Source organism: Pseudohalocynthiibacter aestuariivivens, assembly GCF_018457175.1.
GTDB classification, from domain to species: Bacteria; Pseudomonadota; Alphaproteobacteria; order Rhodobacterales; family Rhodobacteraceae; genus Pseudohalocynthiibacter; species Pseudohalocynthiibacter aestuariivivens.
In genome coordinates this window covers 13,712-37,900 of the sequence record NZ_JAGFNU010000005.1, presented here as the reverse complement: position 1 = coordinate 37,900, position 24,189 = coordinate 13,712, and the positions used below count along the sequence as shown (strand labels likewise).

The 24,189-nt window shown below is 51.9% G+C and carries 19 protein-coding genes and 2 pseudogenes; 16 read left to right on the top strand and 5 right to left on the bottom strand.

What is annotated here, in order from left to right; translation table 11 throughout:
• Positions 1-76: 76 nt before the first annotated feature.
• Genes J4E70_RS08965 through J4E70_RS08950 form a run of 4 tightly spaced genes read left to right on the top strand, consistent with a single transcriptional unit; the run spans position 77 to position 3,825 of the window.
• Entirely contained in the window at positions 77-910 is an 834-nt protein-coding gene (locus J4E70_RS08965; protein WP_213888767.1) for a putative hydro-lyase, read from the top strand.
• Between the two features lie 28 nt (positions 911-938).
• Positions 939-1,970, top strand: a complete 1,032-nt coding sequence (locus J4E70_RS08960; protein WP_213888766.1) for a TRAP transporter substrate-binding protein — start codon at positions 939-941, stop codon at positions 1,968-1,970.
• Positions 1,971-2,002: 32 nt separating this feature from the next.
• Complete coding sequence (locus J4E70_RS08955) at positions 2,003-2,545, top strand: TRAP transporter small permease subunit (protein WP_213888765.1); 543 nt, start codon at positions 2,003-2,005, stop codon at positions 2,543-2,545.
• Complete coding sequence (locus J4E70_RS08950; RefSeq protein ID WP_213888764.1) at positions 2,542-3,825, top strand: TRAP transporter large permease; 1,284 nt, start codon at positions 2,542-2,544, stop codon at positions 3,823-3,825. The genes J4E70_RS08955 and J4E70_RS08950 overlap by 4 nt, the downstream gene beginning before the upstream one ends.
• Positions 3,826-3,833: 8 nt before the next feature.
• On the opposite strand, the gene J4E70_RS08945 is transcribed toward J4E70_RS08950, so the two are convergent.
• The gene (locus J4E70_RS08945; RefSeq protein WP_213888763.1) at positions 3,834-4,514 is read right to left on the bottom strand and encodes an SGNH/GDSL hydrolase family protein; all 681 of its coding nucleotides are present in this window, start codon (positions 4,512-4,514) and stop codon (positions 3,834-3,836) included.
• 321 nt (positions 4,515-4,835) lie between these two features.
• Positions 4,836-5,759 carry a LysR substrate-binding domain-containing protein gene (locus tag J4E70_RS08940; RefSeq protein ID WP_213888762.1) on the bottom strand — a complete coding sequence of 308 codons (924 nt, stop codon included), beginning with the start codon at positions 5,757-5,759 and terminating at the stop codon, positions 4,836-4,838.
• Positions 5,760-6,103: 344 nt separating this feature from the next.
• Here J4E70_RS08940 and katG point away from each other — a divergent pair, with 344 nt between their 5' ends.
• On the top strand, positions 6,104-8,296 hold the full coding sequence (katG, locus tag J4E70_RS08935) for a catalase/peroxidase HPI (protein ID WP_213888761.1): 2,193 nt from the start codon (positions 6,104-6,106) through the stop codon (positions 8,294-8,296).
• 1,059 nt (positions 8,297-9,355) lie between these two features.
• Here the strand turns inward: katG and eda are convergent.
• The 3 genes and pseudogenes from eda to J4E70_RS08920 all read right to left on the bottom strand — a co-directional run.
• Positions 9,356-10,000 carry a bifunctional 4-hydroxy-2-oxoglutarate aldolase/2-dehydro-3-deoxy-phosphogluconate aldolase gene (eda, locus tag J4E70_RS08930; RefSeq protein ID WP_213888760.1) on the bottom strand — a complete coding sequence of 215 codons (645 nt, stop codon included), beginning with the start codon at positions 9,998-10,000 and terminating at the stop codon, positions 9,356-9,358.
• Between the two features lie 3 nt (positions 10,001-10,003).
• Complete coding sequence (gene edd / locus J4E70_RS08925; RefSeq protein ID WP_213888759.1) at positions 10,004-11,812, bottom strand: phosphogluconate dehydratase; 1,809 nt, start codon at positions 11,810-11,812, stop codon at positions 10,004-10,006.
• Between the two features lie 56 nt (positions 11,813-11,868).
• Positions 11,869-12,433 (bottom strand): annotated as a pseudogene (locus tag J4E70_RS08920) (glyceraldehyde 3-phosphate dehydrogenase NAD-binding domain-containing protein); the annotation flags it as partial.
• Positions 12,434-12,583: 150 nt separating this feature from the next.
• Here J4E70_RS08920 and J4E70_RS08915 point away from each other — a divergent pair.
• The 11 genes and pseudogenes from J4E70_RS08915 to J4E70_RS08865 form a co-directional block, all read left to right on the top strand.
• A pseudogene (locus J4E70_RS08915) lies at positions 12,584-12,967 on the top strand (ATP-binding cassette domain-containing protein); the annotation flags it as partial.
• 627 nt (positions 12,968-13,594) lie between these two features.
• Positions 13,595-14,914 carry an ABC transporter substrate-binding protein gene (locus tag J4E70_RS08910; protein ID WP_213888757.1) on the top strand — a complete coding sequence of 440 codons (1,320 nt, stop codon included), beginning with the start codon at positions 13,595-13,597 and terminating at the stop codon, positions 14,912-14,914.
• Between the two features lie 100 nt (positions 14,915-15,014).
• Positions 15,015-15,962: a carbohydrate ABC transporter permease gene (locus J4E70_RS08905; protein ID WP_213888756.1), complete on the top strand. Its 948-nt coding sequence runs from the start codon at positions 15,015-15,017 to the stop codon at positions 15,960-15,962.
• Entirely contained in the window at positions 15,959-16,897 is a 939-nt protein-coding gene (locus J4E70_RS08900; protein ID WP_213888755.1) for a carbohydrate ABC transporter permease, read from the top strand. The genes J4E70_RS08905 and J4E70_RS08900 overlap by 4 nt, the downstream gene beginning before the upstream one ends.
• On the top strand, positions 16,894-17,082 hold the full coding sequence (locus J4E70_RS08895; RefSeq protein WP_213888754.1) for a hypothetical protein: 189 nt from the start codon (positions 16,894-16,896) through the stop codon (positions 17,080-17,082). The genes J4E70_RS08900 and J4E70_RS08895 overlap by 4 nt, the downstream gene beginning before the upstream one ends.
• Positions 17,083-17,085: 3 nt before the next feature.
• Positions 17,086-18,183, top strand: coding sequence for an ABC transporter ATP-binding protein (locus J4E70_RS08890; RefSeq protein ID WP_213888753.1), 1,098 nt, complete (start codon positions 17,086-17,088; stop codon positions 18,181-18,183).
• Complete coding sequence (locus J4E70_RS08885; RefSeq protein ID WP_213888752.1) at positions 18,176-19,171, top strand: ABC transporter ATP-binding protein; 996 nt, start codon at positions 18,176-18,178, stop codon at positions 19,169-19,171. The genes J4E70_RS08890 and J4E70_RS08885 overlap by 8 nt, the downstream gene beginning before the upstream one ends.
• Before the next feature lie 12 nt (positions 19,172-19,183).
• Positions 19,184-20,812, top strand: a complete 1,629-nt coding sequence (locus tag J4E70_RS08880) for a dihydroxyacetone kinase subunit DhaK (protein WP_213888751.1) — start codon at positions 19,184-19,186, stop codon at positions 20,810-20,812.
• 13 nt (positions 20,813-20,825) lie between these two features.
• Complete coding sequence (locus tag J4E70_RS08875) at positions 20,826-21,884, top strand: LacI family DNA-binding transcriptional regulator (protein WP_213888750.1); 1,059 nt, start codon at positions 20,826-20,828, stop codon at positions 21,882-21,884.
• 31 nt (positions 21,885-21,915) lie between these two features.
• Positions 21,916-22,971 (top strand): sugar phosphate isomerase/epimerase family protein, encoded by a 1,056-nt coding sequence (locus J4E70_RS08870; RefSeq protein WP_213888749.1) that lies wholly within the window; start codon positions 21,916-21,918, stop codon positions 22,969-22,971.
• A 79-nt stretch (positions 22,972-23,050) separates the two neighbouring features.
• A complete protein-coding gene (locus J4E70_RS08865) occupies positions 23,051-24,187 on the top strand; it encodes a Gfo/Idh/MocA family protein (protein WP_246531681.1) in 1,137 nt (378 codons plus the stop codon).
• The last annotated feature ends 2 nt before the right edge of the window (positions 24,188-24,189 follow it).

Sequence of the window (24,189 nt, the reverse complement as noted above, 5' to 3'; positions counted from 1 at the left end):
AGTGATACAAAATGATAATTTGAGGGAATGTTAAAGCTGTGCGAGGCTCTTTTTCAAGTTTTGAAAGGTACTTGCGATGCCTCTACATGCTGCCCTTTACTCGGAGCTTCGGAAACGTGATGCGCAGGCAGTGCGCGCCGCGATCAGGGAAGGTAGCTATGATCGACATACCGCAGGTCTCGCTCCGGGCAAGTTGCAATGTAACCTTGCGATTGTATCAGAAAACGTTGCTTTGGATTTCCTGAGGTTTTGTCAGCGCAATCCAAAACCTTGCCCGGTTGTCGGTGTTGGAAACACCGGAGATCCATTTCTTCCGATACTCGGCAAAGATATCGACATTCGGACGGATGTTCCAAGGTATAGGGTGTTTCGCGACGGTCAGCTGGCCGAGGAAGTAACGAGTATCGGGCATTTGTGGTCAGATGACCTGGTTACAGTTGCACTTGGATGTTCCTTCACTTTTGAGAATGCTTTGATCGCGAACGGTATTCCGGTTCGCCATATCGAGCAGGACAAAACAGTTCCGATGTTCCGCACCAGCATCCCGCTGGTTCCGGCAGGTGTTTTTGCTGGTGAAATGGTGGCAACCATGCGGCCGATTCACAAGGATCGCGTCGAAGATGCCTATCGTATTAGCGCTGCATTTCCGCATGCTCATGGGGCCCCGATCGCACAAGGGAATCCGGCAGATATCGGAATTGCAGATTTGAACAAACCGGATTGGGGTGATCCGGTTGATGTCGGAAATGACGAAGTCCCAGTTTATTGGGCCTGTGGCGTGACACCGCAAAACGTTTTGCTCAATGCCAAATTGCCGCTCTGTATTACCCATGCGCCCGGCCACATGCTGATCGCGGATGTCGATGAAACCTTGGAAGGTCCAGCCTTTCAGACCATGAAACAAACTTAAAAGAGCGAACTCAACAAGGAGAAAATCAATGCGTAAGACACTTGCAATACTCGCTGCCTCAACAGCGCTTGCAGCGCCCGCAGCTGCAGAAGACCTCGCCGTCGTTGGTAGTTGGTCTGGACTGCCGCTGCACAAACAGTACGAAGCACCCTTTTGGGGCACCACCTTGCCTGAGGCATCGGGTGGGTCGATCAATGTCGAATTGACGACGCACAATCAAATGGGACTAGGTCTTGGCGATATCTACAACCTGCTTGGTCAGGGTGTTTTTGATGTCGGTATGACCGTTGCTGATTATGCTGTGGCAGACGCCCCCGAGCTTGAAGGTCTTGACGTGCCGCTGCTCGCCCTAACTGCGGACGAAGCGCGCGCGATGGTCGATGCTGCGCGCCCGATGGTCAACGACATCTACCGCGACCGTTTCAATTCGCACGTTTTGGCTATTGCGCCTTATCCGCCTCAAGTTGTTTTTTGTAATGCAGAGATCGCAGGGTTGGATGATCTTCAGGGTTTGAAAGTACGCGCTTCTGGCCGTATGACCGCGAAATTGCTGGAGGCGCTTGGCGCTGAAGGTGTGAACGTATCGTTCTCGGAGGTGCCTGGCGCACTACAAAAAGGTGTTGTTGATTGTGCCGTTACAGGGGCAGGGTCAGGCTATAGTGCCGGATGGTGGGAAGTTTCGACCCACCTGATGCCTCTGCCTTTGGGCGGATGGGACCCCGTTGTTACAGCAATCAATATGGATAAATGGAACAGCCTCAGTAAAGAGACCCAGTCACTGATTGAAACCTCTATCAAATCCGACTTTGAAGACCCTGCTTGGGCCAGTGCACAAAACGCTCTTGTGGACGACATAGCATGTCTGACCGGCAATGGTGAATGCCCTGCTGGTGACGCGCGTTCCATGACTTTGGTAGAGGCATCAGATGCGGATTTTGCCAAGGCCCGGAATATACTTGAAACAGAAGTTTTGCCTGAATGGGCAGAGCGCGCTGGCCAGGACTGGGCCGACCGTTGGAACGCGTCTGTTGGCAAAGTGGTTGGCGTATCCATCAACTGATAGGGACGTTTCTCTCAGAGGATCTCAGTGACATGAAACTTTTAGAAACACTAAGAACAGTAAATCGCGGGGTAGCCCTTCTTGTTGGCGTCATGCTTCTGGCCTGTGCCGCCTTCGTTTTGCTGGATATTGTTTTACGTCAGTTGGGGTCCTCGTTTGGGGGGACTGATGAAATCAGCGGGTATGTGATGGCCATCGCAACGTCGTGGGGTATGGCCTATACTATGCTTGAACTTGGCCATGTCCGGATCGATTTGCTGCGCAGCCGCCGTCAGGCGCTGGGCCGCAGCCTGTTTGATCTTTTATCGATGCTCGTCCTCAGCGGGACAATTGTGTTGATCGCAATCAGGTGTTGGCCGGTTCTTGAGCGTTCCTTAAAGAATTCGTCCACAGCAAACACACCGCTGGAAACGCCATTGGCACTTGTTCAGGGGCCTTGGTTTGCCGGTTGGTTATGGTTCGCGATCATGGCGTGCCTCACGACATTAGCTGCCCTGCGATTAATTCTTAAAGGGCAATTCGCACAATCCGAGGCTGCGATTGGCGCCTTCGCAGAGCAGGATACAGTACAATGATCACCTATGTTTCTGTTGGCTTGCTTGCGCTTCTAAGTCTTTCGATTCCAGTCGGTATCGTGCTTTTTCTGCTGGGTTTTGGGATTGATTTCTTTTTCAGTAGTTTTCCGTTGATCCGTGGGCTGGGCCAAATGGTCTGGTCTTCGTCAAACAGCGCAACCCTGATCGCGATCCCGTTTTTTGTGTTGTTAGGGGAAATACTTGTCCGAAGTGGTGTCGCAACCCGTACCTATGCAGCGCTTGATCGTTGGGTGTCTTGGCTTCCAGGTGGCTTGGTGCACGCCAATATCGCAACGGCAACCATGTTTTCAGCAACGTCCGGATCATCTGTTGCTACAGCAGCCACAGTTGCAACAGTCGCAATGCCGCAAGCTGAAAAGCTGGGCTATGACCCAAAGCTTTTTTCCGGTGCGATTGCAGCGGGTGGCACCTTGGGCATTATGATCCCGCCGTCAATCAACCTGATTGTTTATGGTTTCTTGACCCAAACCTCGATCCCGCAACTCTTTCTTGCGGGTTTGGTACCCGGGCTTGGGCTTGCCTTTGCCTTTATTGTTGCGGTTGCAATCATCTGCACCGTGCGGCCAGAGCTAGGTGGTGAAAGACGGGTATTTTCATTCTCTGAGATGATGAATGCATTGGTTCATCTTCTGCCAATCATTTTACTCTTCGCGATGATCATCGGATCCATATACAACGGTTGGGCCACACCCACGGAAGCCGCCGCCGTCGGTGTTGCCGGTGCCTTCCTGATTGCGGGCTTTTTCGGGGGCGTGTCGTTTCAGATGATCTCTGACAGTTTGTATGGGACAGTAAAGATCACCTCGATGATTATGCTCGTTGTAATCGGTGCTTCGTTTCTGAACTTCACGCTCGCTTCTGCAGGGCTGGGGCAGGAACTGGAAGCTTTTCTGTCGAACCTTGGGCTTTCGCCATTCGGGACGATCCTCGTTATTGTGATGATTTATATCGTCCTTGGTTTCTTTATCGAAACGCTATCGTTGATGGTTGTCACGATTCCAATCATCGTACCGCTTGTTGTTGAGCAGGGTTATGACCCGATCTGGTTTGGCATTCTGATGATTGTTTTGATCGAGATGGCCTTGATAACACCGCCTGTTGGCCTAAATCTCTATGTGGTTCAAGGCGCGCGTAAAAGCGGTAATATGTCAGAGGTTATGCTTGGCACGATTCCGTTTGTTCTGGTCATGCTCGCTATGGTCGCGGCTCTTATAGCCTTTCCTCAGATTGCGCTCTTCTTGCCGGAGGCGCTAAAGTAGCCCGCCGTTTACTGCTGGATAATCTGTGCGACGCGTGCGCCAATCGCGGCGCTACCTCTGACAGATGGGTGGATCATATCAACCGTGTGGAAAGACCGATCTCCGTTAGGAACCAAATCTTTCAAAGAAAGAAAATAAACACCTTCGTCTTGATTGGCAAAATTGTTGATCCTGCGTTCCAACTCATCACCTTCGTCCTTGCAGTGCTCAATCAATGAATTGACGCCGGGACTACGCAGATAGCCAACAAAAATGACGCGGGCGCCTGTTTTACGCAGATCAGAGATCAGGGCTGGTATCTTACCACTTTCACCATCATCTGCGATCAACCGGTTGAGTTTTCTGTTACACAGGATGCACCCGCAACCAAGCCACAGATCATTCCCGCCACCATTGAGAACAACCCAATCCCAGTTCCCAGGTCTGTACTGCTTGGAGATGTTCATTCCCATAGCTCCGGAAATAGGCAGGGCATAAAAGAATCGTGCGCCCGCAACCGAGCGGTCGATGACAGGTTCCCCTAAAAATTCTTCGATTGCATGCGAAACGGATTTGCCTGACATCTCATGCGTGGCGAGCAAAGAGTCACCCATCGCGAGAATTCTAGGATTAAGATCGCGGGAAACGGGTTCGGTACAGCCAAGAAGGAAAAAGGCGAGCATGGTTAGCTGTAAAAAGAGTTTTCTCATAGCTTTCTTCCTGTCTGCCAATCTAGCTTAAACAATCGTCTGACCCTGGCTACTTACCATTGCAGTGTTATTCTGGGGTTCTTCTTGATTTTATTGAAAAAAATTACTGTTTAAATTTCGTTAATCAACGGGCACATTTTTTCGAACCTTAACACCTCCAAATGATTCATGAATTATCTTGTCAAAGCGATACGCCTTTGGCTAGGCACGAAGGTCATTTAGGATCGTAAAATGATACAACACAGCCTCTTTCGCAGTTTTGTAGAGAGAACCCAAACAATCCGCCTGGAACAGGTGTTGGCAGCATCAGCTATGGTTGTTTTACAGCGTTGAACCCGGGTTTTGATGTTCGCGCAACATTTCGACAGACCGACGAACGACATCAGAAATCTGTAAGAGCTGATTGGCCAAAAGGCTTTGTTTCCGCCAGATCATTCCAATTGTGCGTGATGGCTGTGGGCTTTCGAAACGAGCGACCGAAACTGAAGCCGAACGTGTTTCCACAGGCACAGCAATTTCCGGGATCAATGTGACACCGATACCGGCACTTACCATTTGAACAAGCGTGGACAGCGAGCTCGCATCAAGCCCTTCTTTAGGTGTCGCGGATTGAATCTTGCAGAACGACAGCGCCTGATCTCGAAAGCAATGTCCCTCTTCAAGTAACAGCAGTCTCATTTCGCGTAACGCTTCGTTGTTGGGTACGGGTTTTCCTGCGTCTTCACGTGGCCGGACCAGCATGAAATTCTCATCAAACAGTGGCACCTCGGTAAATGAAGCTTCGGACACCGGCAAAGCCACGATTGCTGTGTCAATCCGACCTTCGGCCAGCTCTTGTATCAGCTTCGACGTCAGGGTCTCACGAACATGAATGTCGAGTCCGATGTAAGTTTGGGAAAGCTCTCTGATAATTGTGGGCAGCAGATAGGGGGCAATCGTCGGGATCACGCCGATACGCAGCCGACCAACAAGCCGGTCTTTTGCGGTGCGCGCCAAATCTCCCAGTTCATCGACTGATCGCACGATATCACGGACCCGGAGAGCGAACTCTTCTCCGAAGTTGGTAAGCCGGACCTTTCGTGCACCTCTCTCGAATAATACTATCCCGAGCGTTTCTTCCAGTTCTTTGATCTGCATAGACAAGGCTGGCTGTGAGATCGCACAAGCATCTGCTGCGCGCCCAAAGTGGCCATGACGTGCCAAAGCTTCAAAATAGCGAAGCTGCTTAAGGGTTAAATTCACCATCAGATTAACTTATCGCAACAATTAGTAAATTCAACTTAAACTAATGAAGCTGATTTGATATACGACTCCTAGAAAAGAAGAGGATTAGCCCGTGTTGCAAAGACCCCGCGTACGAATTGCTAAGGTGCGCTGGTCATGGGGAAGCCTAAATTGAAGTATGCTGGCGCCGGTTTAACACCGTTGCGGCTTGGCGTTCAGCTTCTGAGAAAACCGCGGCGATCAGGATGTTCGGCTTAATGACACCTAAGTCATCTCGCTGCGCATAAAACCGGATTGCTTTCAAAGAAATTATGGTCTTTGTCCAAGGACAAGTTCAGTCAATGTAGTTATGATCGGAGAGAATCATGGATGGAAACAACGCAGGTCAATGCCCGGTGATGCACGGGGCCACAAAATTTGGTGTCAGATCGAATCGCGATTGGTGGCCAAACCAGCTAAACCTTAGGATTCTACATCAAAATTCTTCGCTGTCCGATCCGATGGGTGCATCGTTCAACTACGCGGAAGAGTTCAAGAAACTCGACCTTAAGGCATTGAAAAAAGACCTTAACGCGCTGATGACTGACTCGCAGGACTGGTGGCCAGCCGACTATGGACACTACGGGCCGCTTTTCATTCGGATGGCGTGGCACAGCGCAGGCACGTACCGGACAGCAGATGGCCGTGGTGGCGCATGCTCGGGCTCGCAGCGTTTCGCGCCTCTGAACAGCTGGCCTGATAACGTAAACCTAGACAAAGCGCGTCGGCTTCTTTGGCCGGTCAAGCAGAAATATGGCAACAAAATCTCTTGGGCTGATCTCATGATCCTCGCCGGAAACTGCGCGATTGAGTCGATGGGGGGCAAGACGTTTGGTTTTGCTGGCGGACGTGAGGACATCTGGGAACCCGAAGAAGATATCTACTGGGGGGCGGAAACAGAGTGGCTTGGCGACAAGCGCTACGAAGGTGATCGCAACCTTGAGAATCCCCTTGCCGCCGTGCAGATGGGCCTGATTTACGTGAACCCAGAAGGGCCGAACGGTGAGCCTAGCATTCTGGCCTCTGGCAAGGATATTCGGGAAACCTTTGGCCGCATGGCGATGAACGACGAAGAGACTGTTGCGCTCGTCGCCGGTGGTCACACATTTGGCAAATGTCACGGCGCGGACGACGCTGCGTATGTTGGGCCTGAGCCCGAGGGTGCACCCCTTGAAGAAATGGGCTTTGGTTGGGTCTCGAGCCACGGCAGCGGAAATGGCGGCGACACGATCAGCAGCGGAATTGAAGGCGCGTGGACCCCGAATCCTATCAAATGGGACAACGGCTACTTCGACGTTCTGTTCGGCTATGATTGGGATCTTGTAAAGAGTCCCGCTGGCGCTTGGCAGTGGGTTCCGGTCAATCCGGACGATGCAGACCTCGCACCGGCTGCGCATGATCCGTCGAAGCGCGTGACAACGATCATGACCACCGCCGACATGGCGATGCGGATGGACCCGATATATGGACCGATTTCGAAGCGGTTCCACGAGAACCCGGATGAGTTCGCAGAGGCCTTCGCTCGCGCGTGGTTCAAACTGACGCACCGGGATATGGGCCCCAGTTCACGTTATCTAGGTTCGGAAGTGCCAGCAGAAGAACTGATCTGGCAGGATCCCATCCCTGACGTTGACCACGATCTTATTGATGCGCTGGACGTTGCTGACCTCAAGGGCAAGATCCTTGCCACGGGTCTGTCGATCTCCGAACTTGTCTCGATTGCTTGGGCGTCAGCCGCAACCTTCCGCGGCTCTGACAAACGTGGCGGTGCGAATGGCGCGCGCATCCGCCTCGCGCCACAGAGGGATTGGGAAGTTAACCAACCTGCCCAGCTGACAAAAGCGCTCGAAGCACTTGAAGGTGTCCAAAAGGCGTTTAACAGCTCACAATCTGGCGGGAAAAAGGTTTCGCTGGCTGATCTTATCGTTCTTGGTGGATGCGCCGCCGTTGAGCAAGCAGCGAAAAATGCCGGTCACGAAGTGGAAGTTCCCTTCACGCCTGGTCGTACGGACGCATCGCAGGACCAAACGGATGTGGAGTCCTTTGAGGTGCTAGAACCAATGGCAGACGGGTTTCGCAACTACCTTAAGACCGAATACGCCGTATCCGCAGAAGAACTGTTGGTTGACCGGGCGCAATTGCTGACACTGACCGCGCCAGAGATGACAGTCTTGGTCGGCGGTATGCGCGTTTTGGGTGCCAATACTAGACAGTCCAAGCATGGTGTCTTCACTGACCGTCCAGAGACTCTCAGCACCGACTTCTTCGTAAACCTGCTTGATATGGGAACAGAATGGAAAGCGGCTTCAGATTCTGAAAATGTGTTTGAAGGTCGTGACCGCGCAACGGGCAAAGTGAAGTGGACCGGCACCCGTGTGGACCTTGTCTTTGGGTCTAACTCACAGCTTCGGGCTCTTGCTGAAGTTTATGCAAGCGATGACTCGCAAGAGGCATTCGTAGCTGAGTTTGTGGCCGCATGGACCAAGGTTATGAATGCGGATCGTTTTGATCTTGCCTGATTGAAGGCAAAGCCTTCCTAGGCACTGCAGGCCTGCGTTTGTCCCAAACGCTGGTAATTGTAGCGACAGAAAATAAGAGCGGCGTTTTCTAACTGAAACGCCGCTCTAGTTTGTATGAGGTCAGAACTCGTGGGACAGATTTGAGAAATTAGCATCAGGAGGATTTCTGGTTCAACTTGGGTTTCTTTTTGAACGGGCTACTTTCGTCGACTGAGAGGCTTTTATTACTCGCATCTTTAAACGGCGTCGCCGTCTAAAAGGCTGTCTGCCAGTCACCTGACACACCAAATATGTTGGAGTGAGTAAGTCAGATAGCCGACTAAACATCGCCGAACTGAAAAGGATGACAGAAATCGCTGCTTGTGTTCTGATGTAAGGCAAATGAGTTTAAAGAGTTAAGCATGGATAAACATACAACTCGCAAGAAACAGATGCCGCATGTCAAACGGCGGTGTCACCGCTGCCATGGCACCGGTCGTGCGCCGTGCCAGATTTGCGGCGGATCAGGCCGGGTGGTTACAGGTAAAGATCTTAATAGCAACCCACTGTTTGGCCGCTGTGAAGGGTGTATGGGGACCAAATCCAGACGTTGCTTGTCATGTGGTGGCGAGGGTTTCGCCTAGCCGATCATGCGGAACGACCGTGTACACGGTGGGCACTGCGGGTGGCAGTGATATTTTAGTCTTTTTGAAGCAACGGAGTCTTGGGCATTCAGCATCAAGGCTGGTTGGTCGGCAATTGCGCGAACGCGCCTTGGCTGTACCCGATTGGGAGGAGCCAGCATTTACAGGAGGGAACGAGATTGAGCGCATTCAGCAAGGAGCTTAACCAACTTGCCTGCTTTGATATCAGATCCGACACCCAGTTCGGATTTCAGGATAGTGCGGTGTCCGGCTATTCCCCTGGCGAGACGATCTCTGAAAGGAGTATTTCCTTTGAACACTTTGGAGTGGACTTTTTCCAAAAAGGGTTATTTTTGAGGTAATTCTTGTGTTGAAGTTTTTACCTTCGGTCTGCATTTGAATGCTTTGGAGTACGCCAAGCGATTTGTTCTGGGCGCTACTTCAAAACGCTGGCTTCTTTTGCCAGTTGTCCGATTTTATCCCATTTTTTTGCCTTCACCAGATCAGGGGAAGCAACCCAGCTCCCTCCGGCGCACAGTACGTTCATCAGGCTCAGGTAAGTGGGTGCATTTGTAACGCTGATCCCACCGGTGGGACAGAACGTTATTTGAGGTAGCGGCGCTCCGAGTGCTTTAAGCGCTGGTACCCCCCCCGAGGCTTCGGCAGGAAAGAATTTCAGCATGTCATAACCACGCTCCAGCAGGCGCATTGCCTCGCTTGCGGTGGCTGCGCCGGGCAACAGGGGCAGTGTCGCGGCCTCGCTGGCTGCTAGCAATGCGTTCGTTGCTCCTGGAGAAACGCCAAATTTTGCTCCGGCCTCTTTTGCTGCGTGCACGTCTTCAGGGGTAACCAGTGTGCCCGCGCCGACAATTCCACCCGGTACTTTGGCCATCTCGCGGATCGCACCCAGTGCAGCGGGTGTGCGTAGCGTGACTTCCAGCACTGGCAAGCCACCCGCGATGAGTGCCTCTGCTAAAGGTCGGGCGTCCTCGACGTTGTGAATAACCAGCACGGGAACAATGGGTGCAAGCGCACAAATCTCGCGGGTGAAATGACTGGCATCTTTTGCAGTGAGAGTCATGGGTCAGTCTCCAAAAACGGTTGCACCTGCGTTGGCTGGGCCAACGGCACGGCGAAAAGCGGTGAATAGATCGCGTCCTGTTCCTGCCTCATTGGCGCTCAGATCGGCCTGAGCGGCGGGGCGGGCGTGCACGCCTTCGGTCAGTATTTCCAGCGTACCAGCGCGCGCATCAACGCACAGCAGGTCGCCGTCACGCAGTTGCGCAATCGCGCCACCTTCAAGTGCTTCGGGACAGACGTGAATCGCAGCAGGTACCTTGCCTGATGCGCCTGACATTCTGCCGTCGGTGACCAATGCCACCTTCTGCCCACGGCCCTGCAGAATCGATAGTAGCGGAGTCAGACTATGCAATTCTGGCATGCCGTTCGCCTTTGGTCCCTGAAAGCGCACGACAATAATCACGTCGCCAGTTAACTCGCCAGCTTTAAAGGCGTCTTTCACCTCGTTCTGATCGTGAAAGACACGCACTGGGGCCTCGACCACGTGATGTTCTTCTGCCACAGCAGACACCTTCATCACCGCTGTTCCCAGCGACCCGGTTAACCGCTTCAGCCCCCCGGTTGTCTGAAAGGGGTCGCTAACGGGGCGAAGAATCTTTTCGTTGAGACTTTGCCCGGCACCAGTCTGCCAGCGAAGATCTCCGTCAATTAGTTTGGGTTCGCGGGTGTATTCCGCAAGGCCCACTCCGGCGATTGTTTGCGTATCGGGATGCAAAAGTCCGCCTTCCAGCAAGCTACCAATCATGTACCCGAGCCCCCCTGCAGCGTGGAAATGATTCACATCTGCCAACCCGTTGGGATAAACGCGGGCGATGAGCGGTGTTACGTCTGAAATATCGGAAAAATCCTTCCAATCCAAAATAATACCACCTGCACGGGCCATTGCGACCAGATGGATCAGAAGATTCGTTGAACCACCCGTGGCATTCAGCCCGACAATTCCGTTAACGAATGCCCGTTCGTCAAGGATATCGCAAACTGGTGTGTAGTTTTCCCCGAGCGCACTTAAAGACAGTGCCCGTTGCGCGCCTGCGACTGTCAAAGCATCGCGGAGTCTGGTTCCCGGAGGAACGAAGCTCGCGCCAGGCAAATGCAACCCCATGAATTCCATCAGCATCTGGTTGGTGTTGGCTGTGCCATAGAACGTGCAAGTGCCCGGGCCGTGGTAGGCCGCCATTTCTGCCTCCATCAGCGCTTGCCTGCCCGCCTCTCCAGCGGCGAATTTCTGGCGCACCTTGGCCTTTTCTTCATTGGGCAACCCGCTGGTCATTGGACCTGCTGGCAGGAAAACTGCAGGCAGGTGGCCAAAGCTTTGCGCCGCGATCACCAGCCCTGGAACGATCTTATCGCAAACACCAAGGAATACGGCAGCATCAAACGTGTTGTGGCTGAGCGCGACTCCGGCAGCCATGGCGATAACGTCGCGCGAGAACAAGCTCAGTTCCATCCCGGCAGTGCCCTGTGTCACGCCATCACACATGGCAGGGACACCGCCAGCAACCTGTGCAGTACCCCCCACCTTGCGCACAGCTTCGCGGATCAACTCGGGGTAGCGTTCATATGGTTGGTGGGCAGAGAGCATGTCATTGTAAGTCGTGATTATACCAAGATTTCCGGCATTTGTTTTCGCCAACCGGTCCTTGTCAACACCTGCTGCGGCAAAAGCATGGGCCTGCCCGCTACAAGAAAGATGCGCCCGCGCCGGACCATTGGCCCGTGCTTCGCGCATTCGATCCAGATAGATCTGACGCGTTGGGGCGCTGCGGGCGACAATTCGGTCCGTTACGCTTTTCAATGTCTTGTTCAGTGCCATTGTGTTCGACCTTTTCGTTTCGGCGTGTTTGTTTTGCAGGACTAACGGATCGGTTAGAGGTCACGGTGGTTGGTGTCGTGCGACGGCTGGTCACCGGTGAAGGAATGGATAGTTGTCATGTATCCTGTTTTGATGCCGAAGGCCTCGTCGAGAACCATGGCTACTGGAGCGAGACAGTTGGTCGTGCAGGAGGCATTGGAGACAATCACGTCATTTGCAGTCAGATCGGTGTGATTAACCCCAAAGACGACAGTTCGGTCCACATCCGTCCCGGGTGCAGTAATAAACACACGGCCATATCCGTTCTGAAGGTGCAATGCTGCTTTCTCGCGTGTCGTGAACAATTCTGTGCACTCATAGGCAATGTCACATCCTGCCGAGTTGTGTATGGCAGTCAAGCGAATCGGATACCCTTCTATTTCAAGTACATTGCCCTTAACTTTGACCTTGGCTTTTAGGCGGCCATGAACGCTGTTGTATTTAAACAGAGGGGCGAGGTTTTCGGAAAAGCCAAATCGTTGATGGCGACCACCTCAACATCCTGAGTTCGGTTTCAATCAAAGCGCGCAGCACTCTGCGCCCAATGCGCCCAAATCCGTCAATTGCGATCCTCAGAGTCATTTTGCCTTCCCGAAATAATTCGTTGTCTTTTGGGTAAAGTGCAGTGTTAACTGTATTTTTGTTAGCGCTAACAAACATGTTTTTAGACAAGAATCAACGATTTTTATGTCGCAGTCCTCAACTCTGTCGCACGAGTGCTGACCTCAGACACCAAAAACCGAGCATATTGTTCCCGATAAATTCTTTGATTTGTTTCCAGTTCTCAATGAAATGCAAAATCGGCGCGGCGGGGATATCGCGGGCGATCAGCAACAGCAGCTATCCATTGCCCGCGCTCTAATCATAAAACCTAAACTTTTGCTGTTGGACGAACCAACTGAAAGAATTCAGCCAAACATCATTCAGCAGATTGGGAAGGTCATCACCTGTCTGGGTGGCTGGGTTGATATGGCAATTTTACTCGTCGAACAGTATTTCGATTTCACGTTTGAGCACGCAGGAATTTTCTTCATGTTACGCCGCGGAAGGGTGGTTGGATCGGGCACTAAAAAGGGCACGGTTCGGGCGCAGTTTATGGATGCTGTCTCAGTTTAAACCGCGTCTCGGAATTATTAGCTATTCACAAAATAACACGCGAAAAGTGGAAATAATACTGTACGGCGCTACCGGCGTGTTAGGGTCAGGCGAGTTTCAATATTGTCGAGACCCAGCCCTTTTCTCCACGTCGCGATCACCAGCTCCTTGACCGCAAAAAGAACGAGGAACTCTTGCCGAAGTACGGCTTCGTTGCGTTGACTTCGATTGCAGCTCTCAGGAGGCACCGACAGTCGTGAAGATTGCCGCTTTGTCATCAGTTAATGCGATCTAGCGATTGCTCGAAAACAGCAATACGCAAACCGCTTGAGATGAGTTGTAGCGCGTGTACGCAGCGATTTTCTTGGATGTAGTAGGTGCTAAAACATTCCACTCAATAACCTGTTTCTACCATAAAATGCAGCGGTCTGTATTACGAGGCGAAGATCAATCCAAAGAGCCAGACGAAAATTGATGCAAATTAACTTATTAATTTGTCTCAGTAAAAATCTGAATTTCCACCATTTTGATGTACGTCCATCAAAAATTGATAGACTCGAGGTACGTACCTCAATTAGTCTTGCTCGTGCGTACCGCGAATCGAAATTGAAAATGAAGACTGCGGGGTCGCACAGATGGGAGGACGAAATGAATAGTCATAAATTGGCGACAGCTAGTGTGATTGCGATTGCTGCTGCAACCTTTGCCAATACTGCTCAAGCCGAAGAACTAACGCTGTGTTGGGCTGCTTGGGACCCGGCAAACGCATTGGTGGAACTCAGTAAAGAATTCGAGGCCGAAAGCGGCCACTCGATGAGTTTTGAGTTCGTGCCTTGGCCGAACTTTGCAGACCGGATGTTGAACGAGCTGAACTCGGGCGGGCAGCTTTGCGATCTTTTGATCGGGGATAGCCAGTGGATCGGAGGTGGTGCAGAAAACGGCCACTACGTGAAGCTGAATGATTTCTTCGACACAGCGGGCATCAGCATGGACGATTTCGCGGATGCAACCGTCTATGCCTATTCAACATGGCCAAAGGGAACGCCGAACTATTATGCGCTTCCTGCTATGGGTGACGCGAATGGCTGGTTCTACCGTAAAGATTGGTTTGAACGTGAAGACATCCGTGCGGCGTTCATGGAACAGACGGGGCGCGAGCTTGCAGAGCCCGCCTCTCAGTTGGAGCTCCTGGAGATTGCACAGTTTTTCCAAGGACGCGAAATTGACGGTAACACTGTTTATGGTGCAGCAATCTTTACCGAACGCGGTTCTGAAGGCATCACAATGGGTGTTACTGGTGCGCTTTACCCATGGGGATTTAAATACGAGAATACTCCAGGGTCTTATGATATGGAGGGCGCTGTTAATTCGCCAGAAGCTGTCGAGGCCCTTGAGTTTTATAAAGAATTCTATCAAACCGCCACACCGCCCGGATACACCAATGCCTATATGGGCGAGAGTCTTGATGCCTTTAAATCAGGTCAGGTCGCTATGGCGATGAACTGGTTTGCGTTCTTCCCGGGACTTTATGCAGATCCAGGAGTCGGTGGCGATAAGATCGACTTCTTTGTAAATCCACCACAAAACAATGCAGGGTCGACTTTGGGTGGTCAGGGCATTTCCGTTGTTAGCTATTCGGACAAACAGGATGCTGCTCTCGAATACATTGCCTGGTTCGCCCAGCCCGAAGTTCAGGCCAAATGGTGGGGTCTTGGTGGCTACTCTGCGCATAATTCGGTGCTTAACGATCCTGGTTTTGAAGCGAGCGCACCCTTTGCTGGCGATTTTCTGGTTGCAATGCAGGATGTTAAGGATTTTTGGCAAGAGCCCGTTTACGCTGAACTTTTGCTATCTATGCAAAAGCGGATGCATGACTACGTTGTTGCGGACCAAGGCACAGCCCAAGAAGCTCTTGATCTTCTGATCCAGGATTGGACAGAGGTTTTTGAGGACGAAGGAAAGCTGTAAATCTAAAACAGTGCCAGCGACTTTGGTTGCTGGCACTCCTGCTGATGCTGTGCTGTGATTTGCCCAGCGTATTGCAAAACAATAACAAGGTCGCACCAGAATGTCTGACAAGACAATAAATCGCGTTGCCAAGGCGACGCCCCGTCGGCTTGCCCGCAAAGTTCGGGGTCTTTCAGACCGGGCGATCACCTGGATATTTGTCGGGCCGACGATTTTCTTATTGCTGGCGATCAATATTTTCCCGCTGATCTGGACGATCAATCTGAGCTTTACGAATTTCAAAGCAAACCGCATAAACCGGGCTGTCGATTACATCGGTCTGCGAAACTATGAACGCATTCTGACAGATGGCGATATTTGGCTGTCGATGCAGGCAACCGCGCATTTCCTATTTTGGACGATATTTTTTCAGGTGCTTATCGGGTTTACGCTGGCTTGGCTGATCAACCGCAAGTTCAAGGGCAATGACATCTGGACCACAATCATAGTTCTGCCGATGATGCTTTCGCCAGCAGTGGTCGGCAACTTCTGGACATTCCTGTACCAACCCCAGATAGGCCTGTTCAATTATGTTGTTGCGTTCTTTACAGGCGCTGATCCATCAAGTTTTGAAATGCTGGGATCCGTCGATCTGGCGCCATGGTCCATAGTGATTGTGGATACGTGGATGTGGACGCCCTTCGTCATGTTGATTTGCCTCGCAGGCCTGAGAAGTATTCCAGACTATATCTATGAAGCTGCAGAAGTTGACCGGGCTTCAAAGCTTCGGCAATTTTTCACGATTACCATTCCGATGGTTATGCCCTTCCTTATGCTCGCGGTGTTGTTTCGCGGGATCGAGAATTTCAAGATGTTTGATCTGGTCGTGCAACTGACTGGCGGTGGACCAGGTTCAACCACTGAACTTGCATCAATTAATCTTAAGCGCGAGGCGTTTGAAAAATGGCGGACCGGGTATTCCAGTGCCTTTGCCATCATCCTGTTCGTGACCGTCTTTGGACTGGCATCGATCTACGTCAAGGCTTTGAACAAGGTTAAAGAACGATGACCTACTCTGTTACTGAACCCACTAAGCGACAGAAATGGTTCGCCGGAACTCTGGTCATTCTGTATGCGATCATAACAATTCTCCCGCTTGCCTGGATCATGATGACGGGATTCAAGACCCCTCCGGATAGCATAAGTTATCCACCAAAAGTGTATTTTGAACCCTCGCTTGAAGGCTACGTAAACCTTTTCACGACGCGAACACGGGTCAGTCAGGAAACTCTGGAAAACCTTCCGCCGCCACAGAACTTTGCGGAAGAAATTGTTCGTAACCGCGGTATGGTGATTGCCGGACCTTCGAAATTTGGGCAGCGGTTCCTGAACTCTGTCATCATCGGCTTTGGTTCCACTTTCTTATCGATATTTCTAGGAACGCTGGCAGCGTACGCATTTTCACGCTTCAAAATACCTTTGGCGGATGATCTGCTGTTCTTCATCCTGTCAACACGGATGATGCCGCCCATTGCCGTCGCCATCCCGATCTTCTTGATGTACCGGAAATTGGGACTGTCAGACACACATTTAGGTATGATACTTCTTTATACAGGAGTGAACATATCTCTGGCCGTCTGGCTTCTTAAGGGGTTTATCGACGAAATCCCGCGCGAGTATGAAGAGGCAGCGTTGATCGATGGCTACACCCGCTTTCAGGCGTTCTATAAGATCGTCCTGCCTCAGGCCGCGACGGGCATCGCTTCAACTGCAATCTTTTGTCTGATCTTTGCCTGGAACGAGTATGCCTTTGCAGTTCTTTTGACCTCTGGCACCGCTCAAACTGCGCCGCCGTTCATTCCGACAATTATTGGCGTTGGGGGCCTTGATTGGCCCGCTGTCGCTGCGGGTGCCACGATTTTCCTTCTGCCGGTCATGATTTTCACGATCCTTCTTCGCAAGCACCTGCTGCGTGGGATTACATTCGGAGCTGTGCGAAAATGAATAAATTTATTAATGGCTTGATGCGTTTGCGTCGTGGACCATGGGAATTGGTTGCCACCATTTTTATCGTATTCGGGGTGTTTATGCTGATGCAGCCTTTCGTGATGTGGGCCTTTACCTATTCGTTCATTGTCACCCTTGTTGGCACGGTGATGTTCATCATCGTCAGCCATTTTCCGGAGTAAACCATGGCGGAGATTGTCATAAAGAACCTGCGCAAGAACTTCGGTGATTTCACGGCTGTCAAGGAAAGCTCATTCACCATTGAAGATGGGGAGTTCTTCATGTTGCTTGGCCCATCAGGATGCGGCAAGACAACGACGCTTCGGATGATTGCAGGGCTCGAACTGCCAACTTCAGGTGAAATTTATCTGGATGGTGAAGAGATCAGCCAGCAACCCCCGTCAAAACGGGACATCGCCTTTGTTTTTCAAATGTTCGCGCTTTACCCACATATGAATGTGCGGCGCAACATCAGTTATCCTTTGGTGAGCCAGGGCATGCCGAAGCGTGATGTAAAGACCAAGGTCGCGGAAGTAGCAGGCATTCTTGGAATTGAAGATATTCTTGATCGACCTGTCGGTGGTTTGTCAGGGGGCGACCGTCAACGCGTAGCCCTTGGACGCGCCATTGTGCGCGATCCCAAGGCATTCATGATGGACGAACCGCTTGGCGCGCTGGATGCGGAATTTCGCGAGCGTATGGCAGAAGAACTGCGCGCGTTGCATGATCGAATGAACGCGACCACGGTTTACGTAACCCATGATCAGCTTGAGGCAATGCAGATGGGTGACAAAATTGTTGTCATGAACAACGCAGTTGTCGAGCAGTTCGGTACTCCACAAGAAATTTACGACAAGCCCGCAACCATGTTTGTGGCTGATTTTATCGGCTCACCATCAATGAATTTTCTGCATTTCAACGGTGCGGCTCATCAAGGTGCCGCGCAGGTATCAATGAATGGTTCTTCCTACGCCGTCCCGAAGTTACACCAAAACGCAAAGGGTAACCTTGTCTTTGGGGTTCGACCTGAACACGTAAAGCTTTCAGATCAGGGCGCATTGCGTGCAAAGGTACTCGCATCGGAATATCTGGGGACCACCCAGATCATAACGCTTGAGAGCGAGAGCGGAACCCTAAAAGCGCGCGTAGACTCCCACCAATCAGTGCGTGTCGGTGAAATGATCGGGTTAGATTTCAAACCTGAAACGATCACTTTGTTCGACGCTGACTCGGGCAATGCCCTTGCCTCCGAACTTAACAAAGGAGTGGTTGCGTATGGCTGAAGTTGTTCTCAGAAATATCTGCAAGACATTTGGTGCCAACAAGGCAATCGATGATGTGTCGATGACCATTCCCGATGGGGCGTTTGTGGTCTTGCTCGGACCAACGGGTGCTGGAAAAACCACGACCTTGCGTTTGATTTCAGGGTTGGAGAAACTTAGTTCCGGCAGTATCGAAATCGGCGGACGCACAGTGAACAATGAGACACCAGCGCAGAGGGATGTGGCCATGGTGTTTCAGCAGTATTCGCTTTATCCACATATGAGTGTCCGGGAAAATCTGGAGTTTCCACTGCGCTCCCCGATCTTGAAAACACCAGAGGATGTCATTGCGCAACAAGTGGCTGAAGTGGCCGAGATTCTGCAGATATCGCACAAGCTCGACAACAAAGTGACGGAGCTTTCGGGTGGCGAAATGCAGCGGGTATCCATTGGTCGCGCGCTGGTTCGGGAACCTTCCATTTACCTGATGGACGAGCCGCTAAGCTCTTTGGATGCGAAGTTGCGGAACGATTTGCGTGTGGAATTGAAGCGTATACAGGCAAGCCTCGGCGCGACGATACTTTATGTCACTCACGATCAAATTGAAGCCATGACAATGGCGACCCATGTCGGCGTACTGCACGAAGGCAAACTCGTGCAGTTTGGAACTCCGCGTGAAATTTACGAAGATCCAAAGAGCATATATGTCGCGAGCCGCCTTGGCCTCCCGCGAATAAATATCTTGCCGGCAAATCTGTTTGATACCACGCGAAACGGTGAACATACGATTGGCCTTCGCCCGGAGAACATTCTGCAGGGGCAAGGCAAGCCAGCGCAGATTCAGCGGGTGGAACATCTGGGTGATCAGACCAGATTGCACCTGATGCTGGAAGGCCACGCCATTACGACTATTGCGGCGGCGGGTCAGGATTACCCCGCTGGTACAACGATCAATATCGAACCGAAAAACCCGCTATTTTTTAAAGCGGATGGATCGCGAATTTACTAGGGAGGCGACTGGATGGTACAGTTTGTGAACTCAAAAGACAGCTTGGTAACAGAAGCAATCGATGGGATACTGGCAGCGTCTGGCGGTGCACTTACGCGTTTGGACGGATACCCGCACATCAAGGTTGTCTATCGGTCGGATTTGGATAAGTCCAAAGTCGCCCTGATTTCTGGTGGCGGGTCCGGCCATGAACCGGCACATATCGGTTTTGTGGGGCAGGGCATGCTAACAGCAGCAGTGTGTGGCGATGTTTTTGCCTCACCGTCAGTGGAGGCTGTCCTTGCCGGCATTCTTGCCGTAACGGGCGAAGCAGGATGTTTGCTGATTGTCAAAAATTACACGGGTGATCGCCTGAACTTCGGTCTGGCGGCAGAGCGCGCACGTGCTTTGGGTCGAAATGTGGAAATGGTTGTGGTCGACGATGATATCGCCTTACCTGACTTGCCACAGGCACGGGGCGTCGCAGGTACGTTGTTTGTCCACAAAATCGCAGGTGCCGCTGCAGAAGCGGGCGAACCTCTGGCCAAGGTCAAAGAAAAGGCCAGTGCTGTGATTTCTGCAGTTCGTTCGATTGGCATGTCGCTCGATACCTGCACCATTCCGGGCTCCGAAAAGGAAAACCGGATTAAACGAGGTATGGCAGAACTCGGTCTTGGTATTCATGGCGAGGCAGGAGTTGAGCAAGTTGCCTTTGACACTGCAAAATCGGCGATGGTAACCGTACTGGACAAGCTTAGTGGGCATTTGCAGCCCGGTCCGCACATCGTACTTCTTAATAACCTGGGCTCTACCATGCCCTTGGAAATGTCCGTCCTTTCTTATGAACTTGCAACGGCTGAACGTTCAGAAGATTTCAAGTTTATAATAGGACCCGCCCAGCTGATGACATCGCTGGACATGCATGGGTTTTCAGTTTCAGTGTTGCCTGCCAAGGATGAATGGGTCACGGCAATGCAAGAGCCTGTTGCACTCGCAGCATGGCCGCAGATGCGGGCGATTGCGCGTGTGAAAAGTGCCGCGTTGCCAGATGGCCTGAGCCCAATCCGTCCAATTCCGTCAGAGAACGCCGACACGCGCTCAACGATAGAGGCGATCTGCGACCTTCTAATTGAGTCCGAACGATCCTTGAATGAACTTGATGCCAAGTCTGGAGACGGAGATACAGGCAGCACGCTGGCCAGTGCAGCCCGTGCTTTGAAGGGTGCTATGGACCAAATGCCCTTGGCAGATCTGACCCAACTTTTCCCAGCGCTTGGTAATGAATTGAGTCAGACCATGGGCGGGTCGTCTGGCGTAATTCTTGCAATCTATTTTGGCGCAGCTGGCGATGCATGTGCAAGCGGTCTGACAATATCAGAAGCGCTGAGTGCTGGGCTTGCGCGTGTCAGCCAAGTTGGCGGAGCTGTTAAAGGAGATCGAACCATGATTGATGCGTTGGACCCGGCGCTTGCTGCATTATCTGAGGGCATTAAGAGCGCTGCCCTGGCAGCGCGAGAAGGTGCGGATTTGACAGCAAAAATAGGAACTGCCAAGGCCGGCCGGGCCGCTTATGTCCCTGAAGAAAACCTGATCGGGTACAACGATCCGGGTGCTGAAGCCATCGCACGTGTCTTCGAAGGCCTTGCGCGTGAAATAGGTTGAATTAGAGGTTTCTTTGACAAAGCTCGTGCCAGAAAAAACCGGCAAACCAACGGTCAACGATGTTGCCCGCGTTGCAGGGGTCAGTCTTGCAACCGTCGATCGCGTCCTGAACGCGCGCCCTGGTGTGCGGTCTGTTACGATCGAACGCGTGAACAAAGCTATCCGAGATCTCAGCTATGTCCGTGACACTGCGGCTGCCAACTTGGCGCGTCGGCGCATTTACAACCTTCTGTTTGTATTGCCAGCGACCCAAAATGAGTTTGTCGCAGCTCTTGAAGCTCAGATTGCAGCGCAGTCAGAGAATTTGCAGACTGATCGAACCCGGCTTAGCATCGTCAAGGTACCCGCCTTTGATCCGCAGGAACTCGTCCGAATTGTCGAAAGTATTGATCCGGCAAAAATTGACGGCATCGCCGTCTTCGGGCCAGAGACACCGTCGGTTCGTGATGCCCTTCACCACGTAAAGGAAAAGGGAATCGCAGTTGTCTCGCTGGTATCAGATTTGCCAAGTTCGTCGCGTGACCATTTTGTTGGTATAGACAACGTCTCGGCAGGTAAGACCGCAGCCCAGTTGATGGGTCGGTTCGTGCCGGGAAATCACGGTAAGATTCTTGTAATAACTGGCTCAAGATTGGCGCGTGATCATCTGGAGCGGCGTCATGGTTTTGACGAAGTCATGGCCAGTGAGTTCCCTGAATTTAAGATATTGCCATCGCTTGAAGGACGCGATGATGCAGATCTACTATTAAAGTTGTTACCCCCTTTGTTTGCGAAACATCCTGATATTCGCGGGATTTACTCTTCAGCGGCAGGGAATGACGGGCTTATACAGTTTCTTCGCGAAAATGCCCTTGATCAAGAAATTGTCGTTGTTGGGCATGAGTTAACACCACTATCCCGCGCAGCCTTGGAGACGGGGATATTCGACGTAATAATTTCGCAGGATACCGGGCACCTGGTGCGTAGCGCTGTACGGCTTTTGCGGGCGACTGCGGATGATGCTCCGTTCAACCCGGCGCAGGAACGAATCCGAATTGATATTTACCTGAAGGAAAACATGCCCCCTGAATGAGGGACGGAATTATTTATAATGGGAGAATAAGATGAAAACGATCAAGGGACCGGCGTTGTTTTTAGCGCAGTTTGTCGGGGATGACGCGCCTTTCAACTCTTGGGATTCCATTACGAAGTGGGCGGCGAATTGCGGTTACCTTGGCGTTCAAGTTCCCAGTTGGGATGCCCGGCTGATTGATCTGGACAAGGCTGCATCGTCCAAAGATTACTGTGATGAGTTTAAAGGCAAAGCGCGTGAAAATGGCGTCGAAGTCACGGAGCTTTCAACCCATCTGCAAGGGCAACTTGTAGCGGTACACCCCGCGTATGATACTGCATTTGACGGATTTGCAGATCCGTCGGTGCACGGCAATCCCAAGGCGCGTCAGGAATGGGCTGTTGAGCAAGTCAAGATGGCTTTGAGCGCGTCAAAGAACATGGGGATTGGCGAACATGTTTCTTTCTCGGGTGCTTTGGCCTGGCCTTATGTTTATCCATGGCCGCAGCGACCTGCAGGTTTAATTGAAACCGCGTTTGATGAACTGGCGGCGCGCTGGCTCCCTATTCTGGACCATGCAGAAGCATGTGGTGTGAATATTTGTTACGAAATTCACCCCGGCGAAGACCTGCATGATGGTGTTACATTTGAAATGTTTCTGGAGCGAGTGAATAATCATGCTCGTTGCAACATGCTTTACGATCCGTCGCACTATGTGCTGCAATGCCTTGATTATTTGGACAATATCGACATTTACCGCGATCGCATCAAGATGTTCCACGTCAAAGATGCAGAGTTTAACCCGACCGGACGGCAGGGCGTTTACGGTGGATACCAAAGCTGGGTAGATCGCGCAGGACGGTTCCGGTCTCTGGGCGACGGGCAAGTTGATTTCGGGGCGGTCTTTTCAAAGATGGCGGCAAATGATTTTGATGGCTGGGCCGTGGTGGAATGGGAATGTGCATTGAAACATCCGGAAGACGGTGCCCGAGAAGGTGCCGACTTTGTTCGTGATTACATTATCCGCGTAACGGAACGTGCATTTGATGATTTTGCAGAGACAGGTGCCGATACAGCTGCAAACCGAAAAATGCTGGGGCTGGATTGATGCGAACGGATTTTGTTCCTTTGCTGCCGTCTGCTTTTGTCCACGATCGGGCGCTGAAATACTTTGATGGAGATTTGATATGAAACATGCAATTCGCCTCGGTATGGTCGGAGGTGGAAATGACGCCTTTATAGGTGCGGTGCACCGAATTGCTGCGCGCATTGACGGCAAATTCGAATTGGTGGCCGGGGCGCTTTCATCATCCGCGGAAAAGTCACGCGCATCGGGTGAGGCACTGGGTTTGCCTGCAGACCGCATTTACGAAGATTTCAAGCGAATGGCCATTCGTGAGGCTCGCTTGAAAAACGGGATTGAGGCGGTCGCTATCGTTACCCCGAACCACGTTCACTATGCTGCAGCCCGCGAGTTTCTGAAACGCGGCATTCATGTGATTTGTGACAAGCCGCTGACCTCGACACTTGCTGATGCCAGAAAGCTTGTGAAGATCGCAGAGGCGTCTGACGCGTTGTTTGTGCTTACCCACAATTACACCGGTTATCCCATGGTTCGTCAAGCCAAGGAAATGGTTGCGGGCGGGGCGCTGGGCAAAATTCGGGTCGTGCAGGCGGAGTATCCGCAGGATTGGTTGACTATACATCAGGATTTCAAACAGGCGGAGTGGCGGACCGACCCGGCAAGGTCTGGTGCGGGTGGTTCGACCGGCGACATTGGCACCCATGCATTCAATCTTGCTTGCTTTGTTACGGGGCTGGAGCTGGAAAGTCTGGCGGCTGACATCCAAGCCTTTGTTCCGGGACGGCAGATAGATGACAATGCTCATGTCATGTTGCGGTTCGAGGGCGGCGCGCGGGGAATGCTTTGGTGCAGCCAAGTTGCGCCAGGAAACGAAAACGCGCTGCGCTTGCGGGTTTATGGCGAAAAGGGAGGTCTTGAATGGGTACAGGAAGATCCAAATTATCTTTGGCACACACCCTTCGGTGAACCCAAGCGTCTGATCACCCGAAATGGGGCTGGCGCAGGTGAAGCTGCCGCAAGAATGAGCCGAGTTCCACCCGGGCATCCCGAAGGATATCTGGAAGGATTTGCAAATATTTACTCTGAAGCCGCAGCGGCAATCATTGCCAAACGCAACAACCGGACAACACCTCAGGATGTCACCTATCCAACCGTCCATGATGGGCTGAAAGGTGTTCAATTCGTTGATGCATGTGTCAGATCCTCGGCGCGAAACGCTGCCTGGGTCATGTTAAAGTAGAG